Annotated in this window: 16 protein-coding genes; all 16 read left to right on the top strand. The window is 49.2% G+C overall.

Annotated elements, in window-relative coordinates:
- Entirely contained in the window at positions 1 to 1,437 is a 1,437-nt protein-coding gene (cpsB, locus tag FHC51_RS19810) for a mannose-1-phosphate guanyltransferase (protein WP_103180216.1), read from the top strand.
- Between the two features lie 111 nt (positions 1,438 to 1,548).
- On the top strand, positions 1,549 to 2,919 hold the full coding sequence (gene cpsG, locus FHC51_RS19805) for a colanic acid biosynthesis phosphomannomutase CpsG (protein ID WP_156654870.1): 1,371 nt from the start codon (positions 1,549 to 1,551) through the stop codon (positions 2,917 to 2,919).
- Between the two features lie 49 nt (positions 2,920 to 2,968).
- Positions 2,969 to 4,363: an undecaprenyl-phosphate glucose phosphotransferase gene (gene wcaJ, locus FHC51_RS19800; protein ID WP_156239307.1), complete on the top strand. Its 1,395-nt coding sequence runs from the start codon at positions 2,969 to 2,971 to the stop codon at positions 4,361 to 4,363.
- 1 nt (position 4,364) lies between these two features.
- The gene (wzxC, locus tag FHC51_RS19795; RefSeq protein WP_220436415.1) at positions 4,365 to 5,843 is read left to right on the top strand and encodes a colanic acid undecaprenyl disphosphate flippase WzxC; all 1,479 of its coding nucleotides are present in this window, start codon (positions 4,365 to 4,367) and stop codon (positions 5,841 to 5,843) included.
- A gap of 49 nt (positions 5,844 to 5,892) precedes the next feature.
- A complete protein-coding gene (wcaK, locus tag FHC51_RS19790) occupies positions 5,893 to 7,173 on the top strand; it encodes a colanic acid biosynthesis pyruvyl transferase WcaK (protein ID WP_220436414.1) in 1,281 nt (426 codons plus the stop codon).
- The gene (wcaL, locus tag FHC51_RS19785; protein WP_220436413.1) at positions 7,170 to 8,390 is read left to right on the top strand and encodes a colanic acid biosynthesis glycosyltransferase WcaL; all 1,221 of its coding nucleotides are present in this window, start codon (positions 7,170 to 7,172) and stop codon (positions 8,388 to 8,390) included. The genes wcaK and wcaL overlap by 4 nt, the downstream gene beginning before the upstream one ends.
- 13 nt (positions 8,391 to 8,403) lie before the next feature.
- Positions 8,404 to 9,789 (top strand): colanic acid biosynthesis protein WcaM, encoded by a 1,386-nt coding sequence (wcaM, locus tag FHC51_RS19780; RefSeq protein WP_220436412.1) that lies wholly within the window; start codon positions 8,404 to 8,406, stop codon positions 9,787 to 9,789.
- A gap of 178 nt (positions 9,790 to 9,967) precedes the next feature.
- A complete protein-coding gene (galF, locus tag FHC51_RS19775; RefSeq protein WP_220436411.1) occupies positions 9,968 to 10,864 on the top strand; it encodes a GalU regulator GalF in 897 nt (298 codons plus the stop codon).
- 366 nt (positions 10,865 to 11,230) lie between these two features.
- Positions 11,231 to 12,316, top strand: coding sequence for a dTDP-glucose 4,6-dehydratase (rfbB, locus tag FHC51_RS19770; RefSeq protein ID WP_220436410.1), 1,086 nt, complete (start codon positions 11,231 to 11,233; stop codon positions 12,314 to 12,316).
- Complete coding sequence (rfbD, locus tag FHC51_RS19765) at positions 12,316 to 13,215, top strand: dTDP-4-dehydrorhamnose reductase (RefSeq protein ID WP_220436409.1); 900 nt, start codon at positions 12,316 to 12,318, stop codon at positions 13,213 to 13,215. Before rfbB ends, rfbD begins: the two co-directional genes overlap by 1 nt.
- Before the next feature lie 52 nt (positions 13,216 to 13,267).
- Positions 13,268 to 14,146: a glucose-1-phosphate thymidylyltransferase RfbA gene (gene rfbA / locus FHC51_RS19760; protein ID WP_220436408.1), complete on the top strand. Its 879-nt coding sequence runs from the start codon at positions 13,268 to 13,270 to the stop codon at positions 14,144 to 14,146.
- Positions 14,147 to 14,472: 326 nt separating this feature from the next.
- Positions 14,473 to 15,708, top strand: a complete 1,236-nt coding sequence (locus FHC51_RS19755; RefSeq protein WP_220436407.1) for a flippase — start codon at positions 14,473 to 14,475, stop codon at positions 15,706 to 15,708.
- The gene (locus FHC51_RS19750) at positions 15,708 to 16,535 is read left to right on the top strand and encodes a glycosyltransferase (RefSeq protein ID WP_255584927.1); all 828 of its coding nucleotides are present in this window, start codon (positions 15,708 to 15,710) and stop codon (positions 16,533 to 16,535) included. The genes FHC51_RS19755 and FHC51_RS19750 overlap by 1 nt, the downstream gene beginning before the upstream one ends.
- 325 nt (positions 16,536 to 16,860) lie before the next feature.
- Positions 16,861 to 17,673 carry a hypothetical protein gene (locus FHC51_RS19745; RefSeq protein ID WP_220436405.1) on the top strand — a complete coding sequence of 271 codons (813 nt, stop codon included), beginning with the start codon at positions 16,861 to 16,863 and terminating at the stop codon, positions 17,671 to 17,673.
- A 16-nt stretch (positions 17,674 to 17,689) separates the two neighbouring features.
- On the top strand, positions 17,690 to 19,003 hold the full coding sequence (locus FHC51_RS19740) for a hypothetical protein (RefSeq protein WP_220436404.1): 1,314 nt from the start codon (positions 17,690 to 17,692) through the stop codon (positions 19,001 to 19,003).
- Between the two features lie 26 nt (positions 19,004 to 19,029).
- Positions 19,030 to 20,178 carry a glycosyltransferase gene (locus FHC51_RS19735; RefSeq protein ID WP_220436403.1) on the top strand — a complete coding sequence of 383 codons (1,149 nt, stop codon included), beginning with the start codon at positions 19,030 to 19,032 and terminating at the stop codon, positions 20,176 to 20,178.
- Positions 20,179 to 20,264: the final 86 nt, after the last annotated feature.

The following is a 20,264-nucleotide window of genomic DNA, read 5'->3' as shown; positions in this document are numbered from 1 at the left end:
ATGAATAAGAATACGTTGTACCCGGTTGTGATGGCGGGTGGCTCAGGTAGCCGGTTATGGCCACTCTCCCGCGTGCTCTATCCGAAACAGTTCCTCTGCCTGAAAGGGGAACTCACTATGCTGCAGACCACGGTAAACCGTCTTAATGGCGTAGATTGCGAAAGCCCGGTGGTGATCTGTAACGAACAGCACCGTTTTATCGTCGCTGAGCAGCTGCGTCAGCTGAACAAGCTCACCGAAAACATCATTCTGGAGCCTGCCGGACGCAACACCGCCCCGGCCATCGCCCTCGCCGCGCTGGCGGCGAAGCGCAGCAGCCCCGATTGCGATCCGCTGATGCTGGTGCTGGCAGCAGATCATGTGATCCAGCAGGAAGAGGCGTTCCGCGATGCGGTGCGCGCCGCCATTCCTTATGCCGAAAGCGGCAAGCTGGTCACCTTCGGCATCGTGCCGGACCTGCCGGAGACCGGCTATGGTTATATCCGTCGCGGCAACGTCACGCCGGGGGAGGGCGACAGCCTGGCCTTTGACGTCGCGCAGTTCGTTGAGAAGCCGAATCTGGAAACCGCTCAGGCCTATGTCGCCAGCGGCGAGTACTACTGGAACAGCGGTATGTTCCTGTTCCGCGCCGGACGCTATCTGGAAGAGCTGCAAAAGTACCGCCCGGACATCCTTGAAGCCTGCGAACGCGCAATGGCCACCGTCGACCCGGATCTGGACTTTATCCGCGTGGACGAAGCCGCGTTCCTTGCCTGCCCGGAGGAGTCAGTGGATTACGCAGTAATGGAACGCACCGCCGATGCGGTGGTGGTGCCGATGGATGCGGGCTGGAGCGACGTCGGCTCCTGGTCATCCCTATGGGAGATCAGCGCCCACACGCCGGAAGGTAACGTTCATCACGGAGATGTGATCAGCCATAAAACCGAGAACAGCTATGTCTATGCCGAATCGGGTCTGGTCACCACTGTTGGGGTGAAGGATCTGGTGGTGGTACAGACCAAAGACGCGGTACTGATTGCCGATCGCAACGCGGTGCAGGACGTCAAAAAAGTGGTGGAGCAGATCAAGGCCGATGGCCGCCATGAGCACCACATTCACCGCGAAGTCTATCGTCCGTGGGGGAAATATGACTCCATCGACGAAGGCGACCGTTATCAGGTGAAACGTATCACCGTTAAACCGGGCGAGGGGCTGTCGGTACAGATGCATCACCACCGCGCGGAACACTGGGTAGTGGTGGCAGGTACCGCCAAAGTCACTATCGACAATGTTGAGACCCTGCTCGGTGAGAACGAATCGATTTATATCCCGCTGGGGGCGACGCACTGCCTGGAAAACCCAGGAAAAATCCCTCTCGATCTGATTGAAGTGCGCTCAGGATCGTATCTGGAAGAGGACGATATCGTCCGATTTGAGGACAGATACGGCAGGGTGTAGCACTCACACATTTTGCCCGGTGGCGCTGCGCTTACCGGGCCTACGAAAACAAAAAAATCAAATTGGCCTGTATATCGGGCGGGCCAACTATTGCCTGAAAAAGGGGTAATGATGCAAAAGTTAACTTGTTTTAAAGCCTACGACATTCGCGGCAAGCTGGGTGAAGAGCTGAATGAGGACATTGCGTGGCGCATTGGCCGCGCGTACGGCGAATATTTAAAGCCGAAAACCATCGTGCTGGGCGGCGACGTGCGCCTGACCAGCGAAGCGTTAAAGCTGGCGCTGGCGAAAGGGCTGCAGGACGCGGGCGTGGATGTGCTGGATATCGGCCTTTCCGGTACCGAAGAGATCTATTTCGCCACCTTCCATTTAGGCGTCGACGGCGGGATCGAAGTGACCGCCAGCCACAATCCGATGGACTACAACGGCATGAAGCTGGTGCGCGAGGGTGCGCGCCCGATCAGCGGCGATACCGGCCTGCGCGACGTTCAGCGTCTGGCGGAAGCCAACGACTTCCCGCCGGTGAACGAGTCAACGCGCGGTAGCTATAAGAAAATCGATCTGCGTGATGCTTACATCGATCACCTGCTGGGCTACATCAATGTGGCGAACCTCAAGCCGCTGAAGCTGGTCATCAACTCCGGCAACGGCGCCGCAGGCCCGGTGGTGGATGCCCTGGAAGCGCGCTTTAAGGCGCTTAACGTGCCGGTCACCTTCGTCAAAGTGCACAACACCCCGGACGGCACCTTCCCGAACGGTATTCCAAATCCGCTGCTGCCTGAGTGCCGCGACGATACCCGCAACGCGGTGATCGAGCACGGTGCCGATATGGGCATCGCCTTTGACGGCGACTTCGACCGCTGCTTCCTGTTCGACGAAAAGGGGCAGTTTATCGAAGGCTACTACATCGTCGGCCTGCTGGCGGAAGCCTTCCTCGAGAAAAACCCCGGCTCGCGCATCATTCATGACCCACGCCTCTCCTGGAATACGGTGGATGTGGTCTCCGCGGCAGGCGGCACGCCGGTTATGTCCAAAACCGGTCACGCCTTTATCAAAGAGCGGATGCGCGAAGAAGACGCGATTTATGGCGGCGAGATGAGTGCCCACCACTACTTCCGCGATTTTGCCTACTGCGACAGCGGGATGATCCCGTGGCTGCTGGTGACCGAGCTGCTGTGCCTGAAGGGCCAGTCGCTGGGTGAACTGGTGCGCGACCGCATGGCCGCCTTCCCGGCGAGCGGGGAGATCAACAGCACGCTGGCGGCACCTGCCGAGGCGATTGCCCGCGTGGAGCACCACTTTGCCCTGCACGCGCTGGAGATCGACCGTACCGACGGTATCAGCATGACCTTCCCGCAGTGGCGCTTCAACCTGCGCTCGTCGAACACCGAGCCGGTGGTGCGCCTGAACGTGGAATCCCGTGCCGATGCGGCGCTGATGGCGGCGCGAACACAGGACATTATGGCGCTGTTGAATCAGTAACCTTTCCCCCTCTCCCGTTGGGGGAGGGGGCCCTGAAACAGGAACAACGATGACAAATCTAAAAAAGCGCGAGCGAGCCAAAACGAATGCATCGTTAATCTCTATGGTGCAGCGTTTTTCTGATATCACCATCATGTTCGGTGGCTTGTGGATGGTGTGTAAAATCAGCGGGCTGCCGTTCCTCTACATGCATCTGCTGATGGCGCTGATCGCGCTGGTGGTCTTCCAGATGATCGGCGGGATGACCGACTTCTACCGCTCATGGCGGGGCGTCAAGATCGCCACCGAGCTATTGCTGCTGTTGCAGAACTGGACCTTAAGCCTGGTCTTCAGCTTCGGGCTGGTGGCCTTCAATAATGACTTTGATAATCGCTTTGCCACCTATTTCGCCTGGTACCTGTTGACCAGCGTGGGGATGGTAGTCTGCCGCTCGCTTATCCGTTTTGGTGCGGGCTGGCTGCGTAACCGCGGCTACAACACCCGCCGGGTGGCGGTGGCCGGCAGCCTGCCGGCCGGGCTGGCACTGCTTGACGGTTTTCGCAAAGAGCCGTGGCTGGGCTTTGACGTAGTGGGTGTTTATCACGACGCGCAGCCTGGCGGCGTATCCGCTGACTGGGCCGGGAACTATTCTCAGCTGATTGACGATGCCAAAGCGGGCAAAATTCATAACGTCTATATCGCCATGCCGATGAGTGACGAGGCCCGCATCAAAACCCTGATGCGTAAGCTGGCAGACACCACCTGCTCGGTAATCCTCATCCCGGATGTGTTCACCTTTAACATCCTGCACTCCCGTATTGAAGAGGTGAACGGCGTGCCGGTGGTTCCCCTGTATGACACGCCGCTCTCCGGCCTCAACCGGGTGCTGAAGCGCGTGGAGGACATCGTGCTGTCATCCCTGATCCTGCTGCTGATCTCCCCGGTGCTGTGCGCCATTGCGCTGGCGGTGAAGCTCACGTCAAAGGGGCCGGTGATCTTCCGGCAGACCCGTTACGGTATGGATGGTAAGCCGATCATGGTGTGGAAATTCCGCTCCATGAAGGTGATGGAGAACGACGAGGTGGTGACCCAGGCGACGCAAAATGACCCGCGCGTGACCCGCGTCGGTAACTTCCTGCGCCGCACCTCGCTCGACGAACTGCCGCAGTTTATTAATGTGTTAACCGGAGGCATGTCGATTGTCGGCCCGCGCCCGCATGCGGTGGCCCATAACGAGCAGTATCGTCAGCTTATCGAAGGTTACATGCTGCGCCATAAAGTGAAGCCGGGCATCACCGGCTGGGCGCAGATCAACGGCTGGCGCGGCGAAACCGACACCTTGGAGAAGATGGAAAAACGCATTGAGTTCGACCTGGAGTACATCCGCGAGTGGAGCCTCTGGTTCGATATCAAAATCGTTTTCCTGACCGTCTTCAAGGGCTTCGTGAACAAAGCGGCGTACTGACATGAGCTTACGTGAAAAAACCCTCAGCGGGGCAAAGTGGTCGGCTATCGCCACGGTGATCATCATCGGCCTCGGGCTGGTACAGATGACGGTGCTGGCGCGCATTATTGATAACCACCAGTTTGGCCTGTTGACTGTCTCGCTGGTGATTATCGCCCTCGCCGATACGCTGTCAGATTTCGGCATCGCCAACTCCATTATTCAGCGCAAAGAGATTAGCCAGCTGGAGCTGACCACCCTCTACTGGCTGAACGTCGGCCTCGGCATCCTGGTGTTCGTGGCGCTGTTCCTGCTGAGTGATGCCATTGCCCTGGCGCTGAACAACCCGGAGCTGGCACCGCTGATGCGTACACTGTCGTTCGCGTTTGTGGTGATCCCCCACGGGCAGCAGTTCCGCGCGCTGATGCAAAAGGAGCTGGAGTTCAGCAAGATCGGCATGATCGAGACCAGCTCGGTGCTGGCCGGATTTACCTTTACCGTGATCAGCGCCCATTTCTGGCCGTGGGCGTTAACCGCCATCCTTGGGTATCTGGTTAACTCTGCCGTGCGCACGCTGCTGTTTGGCTACTTCGGGCGCAAAATCTACCGTCCGGGCTTCCACTTCTCGCTCGCATCAGTGTCGTCCAACCTGCGCTTTGGTGCCTGGCTGACCGCCGACAGCATTATCAACTACGTCAACACCAACCTCTCCACTCTTGTACTGGCGCGCATTCTCGGTGCCAGCGTCGCCGGGGGCTATAACCTGGCGTACAACGTGGCGGTGGTGCCGCCGATGAAGCTCAATCCGATCATCACCCGCGTGCTGTTCCCGGCGTTTGCCAAAATTCAGGACGATACCGACAAGCTCAGGATCAACTTCTACAAGCTGCTGTCGGTAGTGGGGATCATTAACTTTCCGACCCTGCTGGGGCTGATGGTGGTCTCCGGCAATCTGGTGCCGCTGGTATTCGGTGAGAAGTGGCTGAGCATTGTGCCGATCCTGCAACTGCTGTGCGTGGTGGGGCTACTGCGCTCCGTCGGCAACCCGATTGGATCGCTGCTGATGGCCAAAGCCCGCGTCGATATCAGCTTTAAATTCAACGTCTTCAAAACTTTCCTGTTTATTCCGGCGATCGTTATTGGCGGCCATCTGGCGGGCGCGATGGGCGTCACGCTGGGCTTCCTGCTGGTGCAGATCGTCAACACCATCCTGAGCTACTTCGTGATGATTAAGCCGGTGCTGGGCTCCAGCTATCGCCAGTACATGCTGAGCCTGTGGCTGCCATTTTACCTCTCACTGCCAACCCTTGCCGTGAGCTATGGCTTAGGGCTGGCCCTGAATGGCCATCTGCCGCTGGCGGCGTTGCTGGCGGTGCAGGTCGCCGCGGGCGCCCTGGCCTTCGCGGTGATGATTGTGCTGTCGCGGAACGCGCTGGTGGTGGAGATCAAGCGCCAGTTCTGCCGCAACGAAAAGATAAAAACGCTGCTTCGCGCAGGTTAATTATTTCCTCCCCCTCTCCGCTGGGGAGGGGAATTTTTAAGAGGTTATTATGAAATTATTGATTCTGGGCAACCATACCTGTGGCAACCGTGGTGACAGCGCCATTCTGCGCGGCCTGCTTGATGCGATTTACGCCCTGTCTCCGGAGACAGAAGTGGATGTGATGAGCCGTTACCCGGTCAGCTCCTCCTGGCTGCTGAACCGCCCGGTGATGGGCGATCCGCTCTACAGCCAGATGAAGCAGCATAACAGCGCCGCGGGCATGATGGGCCGCGTGAAAAAGGTGCTGCGCCGTCGCTATCAGCATCAGGTCCTGCTGTCACGGGTGACCGACACCGGTAAGCTGCGCAACATCGCCATCGCCCAGGGCTTTACCGATTTTGTCCGCCTGCTCTCCGGCTACGATGCCATCATCCAGGTGGGGGGATCCTTCTTCGTTGATCTCTACGGCGTGCCGCAGTTCGAGCATGCGCTCTGCACCTCTATGGCGAAAAAGCCGCTGTTTATGGTCGGCCACAGCGTCGGACCGTTCCAGGATCCCCAGTTCAACCAGCTGGCGAACTACGTATTTGGTCACTGTGACGCGCTGATCCTGCGCGAGTCGGTGAGCCTGAATCTGATGCAGCGCAGCGAGATCGACACAAGCAAGGTAGAGCAAGGAGTGGATACCGCCTGGCTGGTGGATCATCAGGAAGCGAATTTCACCCCCAGCTATGCCGTGCAGCACTGGCTGAACGTGGCGGCGCAGCAGAAGACTGTCGCCATCACCCTGCGTGAGCTGGCGCCGTTTGATAAGCGTCTGGGTACCACCCAGGCGGCCTATGAAAAGGCCTTTGCCGAGGTGGTTAACCGGGTGCTGGATAGCGGCTATCAGGTGCTGGCGCTCTCCACCTGTACCGGGATCGACAGCTACAACAAAGATGATCGTATGGTGGCGCTCAATCTGCGCCAGCACGTCAGCGATCCGTCCCGCTACCACGTAGTGATGGACGAACTTAACGATCTGGAGATGGGCAAGCTGCTGGGTGCCTGCGATCTGACTGTAGGCACACGTCTGCATTCGGCCATTATCTCTATGAACTTCGGCACCCCGGCCATCGCGATTAACTACGAACACAAGTCTGCCGGGATCATGCAGCAGCTGGGCATGCCAGAGATGGCGGTGGATATTCGTCATCTGCTGGACGGCTCCCTGGGGGCAATGGTCGGCGATACCCTCGGCCAGCTGCCAGCCATCAACGAACGCCTGGCGGTAGCGGTGAAAGCCGAACGTGAAAACGGCATCAAAATGGTGAAATCGGTGCTGGATCGGGTCGGGGAGGGCAAATGAAGGTTGGTTTCTTCTTACTGAAATTCCCGCTCTCGTCCGAAACCTTTGTGCTGAACCAGATCACCGCGTTTATTGATATGGGTTATGACGTGGAGATCGTCGCCCTGCAAAAGGGCGACACGCAAAATACCCACGCCGCATGGACGCAGTACGACCTGGCCAGCAAAACCCGCTGGTTACAGGATGAGCCGCAGGGCCGGCTTGCGAAACTGCGCTACCGCGCCCGCCAGACCCTGCGCGGGCTGCACCGTCCCGGCACATGGAAGGCGTTGAACGTCTCCCGCTATGGTGCCGAGTCGCGCAACCTGATCCTCTCCGCCATTTGCGGCCAGACGGTGCGGCCCTGGCGTGCAGATGTGTTTATCGCCCACTTCGGCCCGGCAGGCGTCACGGCGGCCAAGCTGCGCGAGTTGGGGGTTATCGAGGGGAAAATCGCTACCGTCTTTCACGGGATCGACATCTCCAGCCGGGAGGTATTGGCGCACTATACCCCTGAGTATCAACGCCTGTTTCAGCGCGGCGATATGATGCTGCCGATAAGCGACCTGTGGGCCGAACGCCTTAAAAATATGGGCTGCCCGCCCGAGAAAATTACCGTCTCACGCATGGGCGTGGATATGCAGCGCTTTACCCAACGGCCGGTTAAAACGCCGGGAAGCCCACTGCAAATCATCTCTGTTGCACGTCTGACCGAGAAAAAAGGGCTGCACGTGGCGATCGAAGCCTGCCGCCAGCTGAAAGCGCGCGGGGTGGATTTTCACTATCGCATTCTCGGTATTGGCCCCTGGGAACGTCGTCTGCGTACCCTGATCGAACAGTATGAGCTGGAGGCGTATGTCGAAATGCCGGGGTTCAAGCCCAGCCATGAGGTTAAAGCCATGCTGGATGCTGCCGACCTCTTTTTGCTCCCGTCAGTCACCGGCACGGATGGCGATATGGAGGGGATCCCGGTGGCGCTGATGGAAGCTATGGCAGTAGGCATACCGGTCGTTTCCACGGTGCATAGCGGTATTCCGGAACTGATCGAACCAGGCCATTCCGGCTGGCTGGTGGAGGAGAATAACCCGGAGGCACTGGCTAATCAGCTGGAGCAGTTTGCCGCGATTGCCCATCAGGAGCTTTCGCCTGTGCTGCACAATGCGCGCAAAAAGGTGGAGACCGATTTCAATCAACACCTTATCAATCGACAGTTAGCCACTCTGCTACAGACGCTTTAAAAAGGGAGGCGATATGCCGAAAGAGATAACGCGACGCGCGTTTGTCACCGCCTGTTCCGTGCTGGCGGCCGCGCCGCTGGTCGGCGTTCGGGCCGCCAAAAACGCTGTCACGGTAGAGATCAGCCAGTATGACCTTCGTGACGGCATTGCCGCATTTAAGAAGGCCTTTACCGAGGGTGATACCGTCGTGGTGCCTGCGGACGTCACCTGCGAGAACATCAACGCCGCCATTTTTATTCCCGAGGGCAAAACCCTGCGCATTCTCGGTTCGATGACCGGCAATGGCCGCGGGCGGCTGGTATTGCAGGATGGCAGCAAGGTAATCGGGGAAGGGAAGGGGCGTAGCGAAAACATCACCCTCGACGTGCGCGGTTCTGACTGCGTGATCCAGGGCCTGACGATGAGCGGCTATGGCCCGGTGACCCAGATTTACATTGGCGGTAAACAAAAGCGGGTGATGCGTAATCTGCTGATCGACAACCTGCGGGTCACTAAAGCCAACTATGCGATCCTGCGCCAGGGGTTTCATAACCAGATGGATGGCGTAAAGATTACCAACTGTCATTTCAGCTACCTGCAGGGTGACGCCGTCGAATGGAACGTGGCGATTAATGACAAAAACATCCTGATCTCAGACCACGTGATCGACCATATTGACTGCACCAACGGGAAAATTAACTGGGGTATCGGCATCGGTCTGGCGGGTAGTATCTATGACAACAACTACCCTGAAGACCAGACGGTAAAGAACTTCGTGGTGGCCAATATCACCGGGAGCAATTGTCGCCAGCTGGTGCATGTTGAAAACGGCAAACACTTTATCATTCGTAATGTTAAGGCCCGCAATATCTCCCCGGACTTCAGTAAGAAAGCGGGCATCGATAACGCAACGGTTGCGATATATGGCTGCGATAATTTTGTCATCGATAATGTTGAGATGACCGATAGCGCCGGGATGTTAATTGGCTACGGCGTGATTAAAGGCGACTATTTGTCGATACCGCAGAATTTTCGCCTCAACAATATTCATCTGGATAACCAGAAACTTGCACGAAAGTTGCGCGGAATACAGATCTCCTCCGGCAATAAAACCTCGTTCGTGGCCCTCACTAACCTTGAGATGAAGCGCGCCTCTCTGGAGTTCCATAATAAACCTCAGCATCTTTTTATGCGCAATATCAACGTGATGCAGGATGCAGAGAGGGGCCCAGCCCTGAAGCTGAATTTCGATCTGCGTAAAGATGTGCGCGGGAAGTTTATGGCGCGAGACGAGACGCTGCTTTCGCTGGCGAACATTAACGCGGTTAATGAAAAAGGACAAAGTTCGGTCGATATCGACCGAATTGACCATCATACGATCAATACGGAACGGCTGAATTTTAACCTGCCGAAGCGCTAGATATTAACCAGACAACATTTTGCGAGGATTCCTGGAATTAAAGGGCGAGTATTCGGATTGCATCTGCTGGAATTTACGCTGTAATTGCGTAACATCCTCTCAAGATTTGTAGCAATTCGTGCTGGCTAAACCAGGGTAAAGGGCTATAATTCGGCAACCATTTTAAGGTGGAAGAAATATGATTAATTTGAAAGCAGTCATTCCGGTAGCCGGTCTCGGCATGCATATGCTCCCGGCCACAAAAGCCATTCCTAAAGAGATGCTGCCGATCGTTGACAAGCCGATGATTCAGTACATCGTCGACGAGATTGTTGCTGCAGGGATCAAAGAAATCGTTCTGGTTACGCACTCCTCCAAGAATGCGGTAGAAAACCACTTCGACACCTCCTACGAACTTGAAGCCCTTCTGGAGCAGCGCGTTAAGCGTCAACTGCTGGCGGAAGTGCAGTCCATCTGCCCACCGGGCGTGACCATCATGAACGTTCGCCAGGCGCAGCCGCTGGGGCTGGGCCACTCTATTCTGTGCGCGCGTCCTGTCGTGGGGGATAACCCGTTCGTGGTCGTCCTGCCCGATATCATTCTGGACAACGCCTCTGCCGATCCGCTGCGCTACAACCTGGCAGCAATGGTGGCGCGTTTCAACGAGACGGGCCGTAGCCAGGTGCTGGCGAAGCGCATGAAAGGCGATCTGTCTGAATACTCCGTTATTCAGACCAAAGAGCCATTGGATACTGTGGGTAAAGTCAGCCGTATCGTTGAATTTATCGAGAAGCCGGATCAACCGCAGACGCTTGATTCCGATCTGATGGCCGTAGGCCGCTATGTACTGAACGCAGAAATCTGGGCTGAACTGGAGCGTACCGAGCCAGGCGCTTGGGATCGTATTCAGCTGACGGATGCTATCGCTGAACTGGCGAAAAAGCAGTCTGTGGACGCTATGCTGATGACCGGCGACAGCTACGACTGCGGTAAGAAACTGGGATACATGCAAGCCTTTGTTCAGTATGGCCTGCGTAACCTGAAAGAAGGGCAGAAGTTCCGCGAAAGCATGATGAAGCTCTTAAATAACAATTAACCGTTGTTCGTCGAAATCTGAACGGCAGTGGATCATTCCGGGCTTTCATAGGCCATGTGAATGACACTGCCGTTTCTTTTTTTAAATAAATTCCTAATTTTCAGTGAGTTAACTGCTGGATTTTTGTTTCATTAGCCCTATTTTTCCCTTGTTTCTGCCAGCATTTAGGACGACAATTATTAATTGATTTGCGCGCTACCCTGTTGCCATTATGCTGGGGGCTGGCGGCGAAATACCTCTTTATGACCACGTTCAGTGCACTGGTAGCTGTTAAGCCAGGGGCGGTAGCGTGTCTGATTTCTGTTCAGGCTGTAATAGCAGCTGCAGAATGTGACCATCCTGATATCAATTAACGGAAAAGAACGCGTGAAAATTCTTGTTACTGGCGGTGCGGGTTTTATCGGCTCTGCGGTTGTACGACATATTATTCAAAATACCCAGGATTCAGTGGTTAATGTCGATAAATTGACCTACGCCGGTAACCTGGAATCTCTTGCTGACGTGAGCAACAACCCACGTTACGCTTTTGAGCATGCGGACATTTGCGATAAAACAGCGATGGACCGTATTTTTGCCGAGCATAAACCTGATGCGGTGATGCATCTGGCGGCAGAAAGCCACGTTGATCGCTCCATTACCGGACCGGCTGCGTTTATCGAGACCAATATTGTCGGTACCTATGTGCTGCTGGAGGCGGGCCGTGCATACTGGTCTACGCTTGACGAAGAGGCGAAAAAAGCCTTCCGCTTCCATCACATCTCCACGGATGAAGTCTATGGCGATCTACCGCACCCGGACGAGCATCCTGCCTCGGCAGCACTGCCGCTATTCACTGAAACAACGGCATATGCTCCAAGCAGCCCTTACTCTGCTTCGAAGGCGTCCAGCGATCACCTTGTTCGCGCATGGTTACGTACTTACGGTTTTCCGACCATCGTGACCAACTGCTCCAATAACTACGGTCCTTATCACTTCCCGGAAAAACTGATTCCGCTGGTGATCCTCAATGCGCTGGAGGGGAAAGCGCTGCCAATTTATGGCAAGGGCGATCAGATCCGCGACTGGTTGTATGTTGAGGATCACGCTCGCGCGCTCTATATCGTGGTAACCCAGGGGCAGCCAGGCGAGACCTACAACATCGGCGGACACAACGAGAAGCAGAACCTGGATGTGGTGCATACCATCTGCGATTTGCTCGATGAGATCGTGCCTAAAGAGGGCTCGTATCGCGATCAGATCACCTACGTGACTGACCGTCCGGGTCATGACCGTCGTTATGCCATCGATGCTGATAAGATTAGCCAAACGTTGGGCTGGAAGCCGCAAGAGACCTTTGAGAGCGGGATCCGCAAAACAGTGCAGTGGTATCTGGCCAACACCAAATGGGTTGAGAACGTGAAAAGCGGCAACTATCAAACCTGGATTGAGCAGAATTACGGGGCTCGTCAGTAATGAACATCCTACTTTTTGGCAAAACAGGGCAGGTTGGCTGGGAACTACAGCGCTCGCTTGCCCCCTTAGGTAATCTGATTGCTCTTGATGTGCACTCCAGCGAGTATTGCGGTGATTTCAGCAATCCGGAAGGCGTTGCTGAAACCGTACGTCGCATTAAGCCGGATGTCATCGTCAACGCGGCGGCGCACACCGCCGTAGATAAAGCGGAGTCAGAGCCGGAATTTGCCCGCCTGCTGAATGCCACAAGCGTAGAGGCTATCGCTAAAGAAGCGGAAAAAATTGGCGCCTGGTTTGTTCACTATTCAACGGATTACGTTTTTCCTGGCAATGGGGAGAAGCCATGGCTGGAAACTGATGCAACCGCACCGCTGAACGTTTATGGCGAAACCAAACTGGCAGGTGAAAAAGCACTGCAGGAAAATTGTGCCCGGCACTTAATTTTCCGTACCAGCTGGGTATATGCGGGCAAAGGAAATAACTTCGCGAAAACCATGCTGCGTTTTGCCAAAGAGCTTAGGGAGATGTCGGTTATCAACGATCAGTTTGGCGCACCGACAGGCGCGGAATTGCTGGCAGACTGTACGGCGCATGCGATTCGTGTAGCCATGAAACAACCCGAAGTCGCGGGTCTTTACCACCTTGTTGCGAGTGGTGTCACAACCTGGCACGACTATGCCGCGCTGGTGTTCGACGAAGCACGTAAGGCAGGTATCGAACTAGCGATTACAAAGCTTAACGCGGTGCCTACTAGTGCTTACCCAACTCCTGCTCGTCGACCAAATAATTCCCGTCTAAACACGGAAAAATTCCAGCAAAACTTTGATCTCGTATTGCCTGAATGGCAAACCGGGGTAAAACGAATGCTGTCTGAGCTGTTTACGACGACTGCGGTCTGACCTTAAATTTAATGCCCGTATATGGGCATTTTGCCCATAAAGAGATGATGAAATGAAAACGCGTAAAGGGATTATTTTAGCCGGTGGCTCAGGAACTCGTCTGTATCCTGTGACGATGGCTGTCAGCAAACAATTGCTGCCAATTTATGACAAACCAATGATTTACTACCCGCTGACGACGCTTATGCTGGCGGGTATTCGTGACATTTTGATTATCAGCACGCCTCAGGATACGCCACGCTTTGAGCAACTGCTTGGTGATGGCAGTCAGTGGGGCCTAAACCTGCAGTATAAAGTCCAGCCGAGTCCGGATGGTTTGGCGCAGGCGTTTATCCTCGGCGAAGAGTTCATTGGTGACGATGACTGTGCACTGGTGCTGGGCGACAACATTTTTTATGGCCATGACCTGCCGAAGTTGATGGACTCCGCTGTGAACAAAGAAAGCGGTGCTACTGTATTTGCTTATCACGTAAACGATCCTGAGCGTTATGGCGTCGTAGAGTTTGATAAAGAAGGCACGGCTGTCAGTCTCGAAGAAAAACCGGCTGAGCCAAAAAGTAATTATGCCGTGACGGGGCTCTACTTCTATGACAACAGCGTGGTTGAAATGGCGAAGAGCCTTAAACCGTCGCCACGTGGTGAGCTGGAAATCACTGACATTAACCGTTTGTATATGGAGCAGGGCCGTCTGTCCGTTGCCATGATGGGACGCGGTTTTGCTTGGCTGGATACCGGTACACATCAGAGCCTGATTGAAGCCAGTAACTTTATTGCGACCATTGAAGAGCGGCAGGGGCTGAAAGTGGCGTGCCCGGAAGAGATTGCTTATCGCAAAGGGTTTATTGATGCGGAGCAGGTTAAAATATTAGCAGAAGCGTTGAAGATGAATGCCTATGGTCAGTATTTGATAAAAATGATTAGAGGATATTAATAACGAGTTTAATTAATATGCAATTATTGGGCTAATAATTCCAGTCGTCAATGTGCAACGGTATAGTGAGATCAATATTCCAAAAGATAATTTAAACTATTGATGAAAGGCTTAGCGTATTTAAGTAGTATCATGGTAATTGCCCATATAAAATAAAGATGAGTGAGTTGGATTTTACTATAAGACTGAAAGATAACATAAGGAAATAAATTACTTTTAAAACAGGGATGATAATTCATAAAAAATGATTGTTCTCATCATCTTCCAATGGAAATTCATTATTGCACATTACTATCTTAATAGACTCTATCAGGATGCTTTAAAGTTTGGATAAATCGATTTTAAAAAACATCACATCTCTGTTTTTAGTTCAGGGTGTTGGTTACATTTTACCGCTAGTTACACTTCCATATCTCGTAAGAGTCTTAGGGCCCACGAGTTATGGTAATTTAGGATTTTCACTGGCATTGATTCAATATTTCATATTATTAACACAATATGGATTCGAATTTTCAGCTACCAAAGAGATAGCGGTTCATAAAGATAATAAAGATAAAGTGAGTGAAATCTTTTGGTCGGTCATTTACTGTAAAATTTCGCTATTAATATTAAGTGCAATTTTATTGTTAATTGCTACGCAATTTGTGCCGCTTCTTAAACAACATGATGATATTGTTTTTGCATCTTTTGTAAGTGTAATTGGAATGGCATTTTTACCTTCATGGCTTTTTCAGGGGAAGGAGAAAATGGGACGAATGGCGATATATAATATCTTAGCCCGTTTCTTAACAGTGCCTGCTACCTTTTTACTCGTACATACACCGCAAGATGCTTGGGTTGCTGCATTAATTACAAGTTCTGGGATTGTATTGGCTACATTGTTTAGCCTAATTATTGTATACCTTGAACGTTGGGTTGATTTTCGTAAGCCCAATATTGAACAGATTAATGAGGCATTGAAAGGGGGCTGGCATATATTTTTATCAAATATTGCGGGCAATCTGTATATAAATAGCATTCCAGTCTTTTTAGGCTTTATGACCAAACCGGAAACAGTTGGACAGTATGTAGCTGCTGACAAAATCAGGCAGGCTATTCAAGGATTGATGGGGCCGGTTACGCAGGTGTTTTATCCAAGAATAAGTGCACTAATGTCAACTAATAAATCTAATGCAATAAGATTAATTAAAGGTTTGTTTGGAATACAATGTGCGGTTGCATTATTTATTTCATTGTTAATGTTCATCTTTGCAGAAAATATAATACTCATGCTTTATAGCAAAGAATACACTGAGGCCATTATTTTACTGCAATTAATATCGCCACTAGTATTCATTATTAGCATAAGTAATGTTCTGGGCGTGCAGGGTATGCTTACTATGGGTATGAAAAAAGCATTTAGTGCAATTGTTTGGTTTGGTGCTGTCATTAATACAATAATAATATTTCCACTTATATATTATTATCAGGCTGAAGGTGCAGCTATATCTGTTTTGATTACTGAAGTATTAATTATGTTGATAATTTTTTATAAAGTTAGAAAGATATGGAGCGAATTATAATGACTGCTCTAAGCTGTGTAGTTGTTTGGTACAATCCATCGAGAAATGAATTATCTAACATTAAATCTTATTATGCTCATGTAGATAGAGTGTATATAATCGATAATTCCGAAAGTGATAATTCTGATTTATTGATTACCTCTGGCTTTTCAGCGGAAAAGGTCAAATACTATCCAAATCTCAACAATGTTGGTATTGCTTCAGCATTAAATAAAGGCTGCTTATCTGCGATTGAAGATGGATTTGAATGGGTAATGACAATGGATCAGGACTCAAGTTTTCCTGAGCATGAAATAACAAAGTTCATTTATGAGTTTGAAGCTACAATAAAACAGCATAATAATATAGCGATAGTTGCACCAAGAACATCTGAGTTGCAACCCCATGGCTTTGTAGAGAAAGTCATTACCTCTGGAAATATCGTTAATCTTCAAGCCTACAATTATGTCGGCGGCTTTGATGATGAACTTTTTATTGATGAGGTAGATCATGACTTTTGCTTTAAATTAATCAAGGCTAACTATAATATTTATTTACTTTCGGATGTGCGCATGGCTCATTCGTTAGGGAATAGTAAAATACATAGCTTTATATTTGGTCATAAACTTCATGTAATGCATCACAATCCAGTAAGAAAATACTATATTATTCGCAATCGATTAGTTGTAAAAAAAAGACATCCAGAATACACGCGTAGATATATAAAAGACAACATTTATCTTTTAATTTGCATAATGCTTTTTGAAAGCGATAAATGGCAGAAAATAATTAATACTGTCAAAGGATATTTTGATTACAAGAAGAATAAATTGGGAAAATTTAAATAATAAATATTTTTCTCGGCAAGAGAGTAAATGCAGTTAGGAATTTAAGCTGTGTTAGAAAAACTGCATCCACTAACTAAACGGTGCTTACATTTATTTCAAACTAATTAGCTTGAAAGCAATATGGGGATAAATGTTTGGGAATAATAAATGAAAGAATATCTCAATATTCATCAGCGAACTTCCGCGCTCTGAGTCTGGAATAGTCTTGAAACTATAATTATTATAGAATGTGTCCACTATACAGATTTTCTCTATGCTGCATAGTAGAAATTTTGGTGTCCATAGAATTAGTGTTGAATTTATTATTTTTTATGATAGAAAAACCATGAAAATTTATGTCATTGTTGCTCTTTATTATCCGCAATATTTTGAAAAAGTTAAGAAAGCAATTTTTTCTATTTTTAATAAAACTGATTTTCATGTTTTATTTGTAGACAATAGCGGCAAGCTTATCCCTCCAAACGAGCCTGAAGATAATATTCAGTGGCTTAGAGGCAGCAACGTAGCCGGTGAATTTTCCGCCTGGGATGAAGGCTATAAATTTCTGGCGGAAAAAGGTACGCTACGATGTGATGATATTATCGTGTTTATGAATGATACTTTCTGCCACCATCGCTTCTTCACTTTCTATGACAGAATACTCTACCGCAGGACAATAGCACACTGCACTTGCAATGGGTTCTACGGCGAGTTAAACAGTACCGGTGCGGTCTTTTATGTTAACGAGCTCCCATTATCCGCATGGATCTCATCCTATGTTTTCATAAGTCGAATGGAAAATATCGATAAGCTGCTTCCTTTTAACAGTGCCTCGGCTATTAGTGACGAACGCATCGCTCAAATCGAGAGTGGCCTAGTACAGCGTAAGGTAGATGTGCCTTTTTTCTCGGACAACCTTAACCAGCATCTAAGTCACTGGCTTTTTCCTGTTAATGGCAATGGTTGGTATAAGGCGGGTGCAACATCTTCAGCAATACTAATGTTTAAGCTCAAAGCTATCATTAATGAAAAGTTACTGACTCATAAGGCGCTGGAGAACGATCTTGATGTCAACGATATCTACCAAGATAAACTAAGCAGAATCTATAACTCGCTACGCAACAAGTTCTACACTTTTTACAAGCGCCATAAATTATGATAAGTGAAATTAATTAATGAATACCAATATTATTGAAGTAAGCGCTTCAGGCAGAAAATATTCTGGATTCAGTTCTCTGTGTTTACTATTCATACTCATGGCAATGACACTAAACGATTTGCCCTTACAGCAATTTTTAGGCACACTGGGAGCCAGTCCTATGTGGGCAGTGTCGTTAATAATGTTTGCGTTATTTGTTATTGGTAATAAATTCCATCTCTATTTAGATAAATATAGTCGCCTTTTCATAGTTTATTTTTTGTTAACCTTTAGTATATCATTTATTCAATGTATTTATTATTATTTTGCTAAAGGGACTATGTTAAATTCATATGGCGCATCTGTTCTTAACAAGCATTTCTTTGCTTCATCTTATTATTTATTCTATTTCTTGACGATTTACTGTGCATGTTATGCACTGTTATCGGTATCGTGGGGTTTTTTAGCAAAATCTATTATTTTAATTGCCTTTTTCCTAACAACTATTATTGCTGTCGAATCTGTCATGCCAAATGTACTCGCGCCATTCCATTTGAGCATGGAAGGATATGAGGTTGGATCTCGCCTCCGGGTATTATCACCTGAACCATCAATAGCGGCTTTTACGTTTAATATCTTCTTGTTACTGGCAATAACGCTTAGCAACGTTAGCATGGTCAGGCTCATACTTTGGAGCGCACTACTGATAGGAAATTTGCTTATTGGTTCCAAGTCCTCATTAATGTTGATGATGCTTGGCGCGTTTCTTGTGTTTTATTTCAATATGACTTTAATGCAGAAACTGAAATCACTAATTGTTCTTGTTCCAGTCACTGGTGTTATGCTCTATATCCTGCTGAACAAGGTATTGCCTGCCTTCGCCGTTGATATTGATAATTTCACCAGCGTCAGCACACGCCTAATTACATCACTATGGTCTATCTTTAGTTTGTTCTACTATCCTTTAGGTGAGGGCTATGGAAATTATACCGCCTGGTATGCCACCCCTCTGGAAGTAGCTACCGCCTTTGCTAATAGCTTTGTTCCCTTCTCCTTAAATATGACAGAGATTACGGAAATGGTTGCTACGGGTAAATACCTAACGGCTAAATCGGGAATACTATTTTCTGTAATACAAAGCGGCTTTTTTGCTGTTTTTTTCTATTCCATTTTATATAGAAATGCATTTAAAGATATTCAATCAAGCAATGCCACTTATTATCAAAAAATCATGATCCGTGTGACGCTATGGTATTCTTTATTGTCAATTTTATTGGCCGTTAATATGGAGGTACTTTATACCTTCCTTTTACCATTTATTGTTGTAAATTATATAAAAAAAAATTCGTGAACGGTATGTAATAATAACGGTATGTAATGATTATGAAGAAAATATTGTATATATCAATGTCGCTTGAAAAATCCAATTACGGTGGAAGCATTGTTTCTCGTGGAAATCTAAAAGGGCTTAAAGCTAATGAGTTTTTACAAGTTAAAGACGTTGCGGTAGTTAGAAGAAAAGAGGGCATCTATGGTTGGGAGTTAGTCGCTAAATCGTCAAAGATACAAACGGCACTTAATAATTTTTTTGGATACGCTGGTAGATTAAATAAAAAAATCTTTAATGAAATCAAAAGAATTGTAGATGAATATGAGCCTAATATAATCTATCTAGATTCAAGTATGCTAGGTATCCTTGCCGAGTGGTGCAAACGTACGTATCCGCAAATAAGAGTAGTTACCTTCTTTCATAATATCGAAATCGATTTTGAGGTAGCTAGATTAAAAAGTGGTAAGCTACAATTTTTTCCTTCGTTGATTGCAACCCTATTTGCTGAAAAGAAAGCAGCGAAATATAGCGATACTATTATTATGCTTCATCAGGCGGATGCAAAGCGTCTTCAAAACCTCTATCACCGTGAAGCAGATTTTTGTGTGCCCGTCTGTATTGTTGACGAGCCCAATGTGGAAAAGGTTACACGTGGTGCTTCCATTACTCATGATAGACCTTTCCGCGTTGGGTTTATTGGTAGTGCATTTTTTGCCAATACTCAGGCAGCTAAGTATATCTCACAAAAAATTGCCCCAATATTTATTAACGACATGGATATAGAGTTCATCATTGCAGGTAATGGTTTTGATGGTTACGCATCTGAACTTAATCAAAAAAATCTAAAGACGTATGGTTATGTTGAGTCGCTGGCGGATTTTTATGAACAAGTTGACGTCATTTTGTCGCCGATCTATACCGGTGCCGGTATGAAAGTGAAAATTGCTGAAGCATTTAAATATAATAAAAAAGTGATCGCTTCGGCCTTTACCTTAATCGGCTATGAGCAAGCGCTTAATAACAATGCTATTGATATAATAAGCTGTGATAATCTAGATGAGTACGTAGCTGCAGTTAAAAAAATAAGAAGGACTCGTTCGGTTCCATCATCAACTCGCAGCATTTTTGAACAATACTATTCAGATAGTGCCTGCGCAGATTATTTTAAAAAAATATTTCTCTCATTACAAAGCTAAAGCGGGAGCTTTGCTATTTTGTGTGCCGTTATATCCATGTGCTAGAAGGTCGACATGTACTCGTGCCAGAAAATTTCACACAGCAT

It is taken from the genome of Leclercia sp. EC_58 (assembly GCF_019584355.1).
In the GTDB taxonomy this organism is placed as follows: domain Bacteria; phylum Pseudomonadota; class Gammaproteobacteria; order Enterobacterales; family Enterobacteriaceae; genus Enterobacter.
The sequence above is the reverse complement of the archived record's forward strand: the minus strand, read 5'-3'. Positions and strand labels throughout refer to the sequence as shown.

Coding starts and splice junctions, on each gene's coding strand:
- rfbD (WP_220436409.1), top strand. CDS start 12,316: ATGAACATCCTACTTTTTGGCAAAACAGGGCAGGTTGGCTGGGAACTA.
- FHC51_RS19745 (WP_220436405.1), top strand. CDS start 16,861: ATGAAAATTTATGTCATTGTTGCTCTTTATTATCCGCAATATTTTGAA.
- wcaJ (WP_156239307.1), top strand. CDS start 2,969: ATGACAAATCTAAAAAAGCGCGAGCGAGCCAAAACGAATGCATCGTTA.
- cpsB (WP_103180216.1), top strand. CDS start 1: ATGAATAAGAATACGTTGTACCCGGTTGTGATGGCGGGTGGCTCAGGT.
- wzxC (WP_220436415.1), top strand. CDS start 4,365: ATGAGCTTACGTGAAAAAACCCTCAGCGGGGCAAAGTGGTCGGCTATC.
- wcaM (WP_220436412.1), top strand. CDS start 8,404: ATGCCGAAAGAGATAACGCGACGCGCGTTTGTCACCGCCTGTTCCGTG.
- cpsG (WP_156654870.1), top strand. CDS start 1,549: ATGCAAAAGTTAACTTGTTTTAAAGCCTACGACATTCGCGGCAAGCTG.
- FHC51_RS19740 (WP_220436404.1), top strand. CDS start 17,690: ATGAATACCAATATTATTGAAGTAAGCGCTTCAGGCAGAAAATATTCT.
- FHC51_RS19735 (WP_220436403.1), top strand. CDS start 19,030: ATGATTATGAAGAAAATATTGTATATATCAATGTCGCTTGAAAAATCC.
- galF (WP_220436411.1), top strand. CDS start 9,968: ATGATTAATTTGAAAGCAGTCATTCCGGTAGCCGGTCTCGGCATGCAT.
- rfbA (WP_220436408.1), top strand. CDS start 13,268: ATGAAAACGCGTAAAGGGATTATTTTAGCCGGTGGCTCAGGAACTCGT.
- FHC51_RS19750 (WP_255584927.1), top strand. CDS start 15,708: ATGACTGCTCTAAGCTGTGTAGTTGTTTGGTACAATCCATCGAGAAAT.
- wcaK (WP_220436414.1), top strand. CDS start 5,893: ATGAAATTATTGATTCTGGGCAACCATACCTGTGGCAACCGTGGTGAC.
- wcaL (WP_220436413.1), top strand. CDS start 7,170: ATGAAGGTTGGTTTCTTCTTACTGAAATTCCCGCTCTCGTCCGAAACC.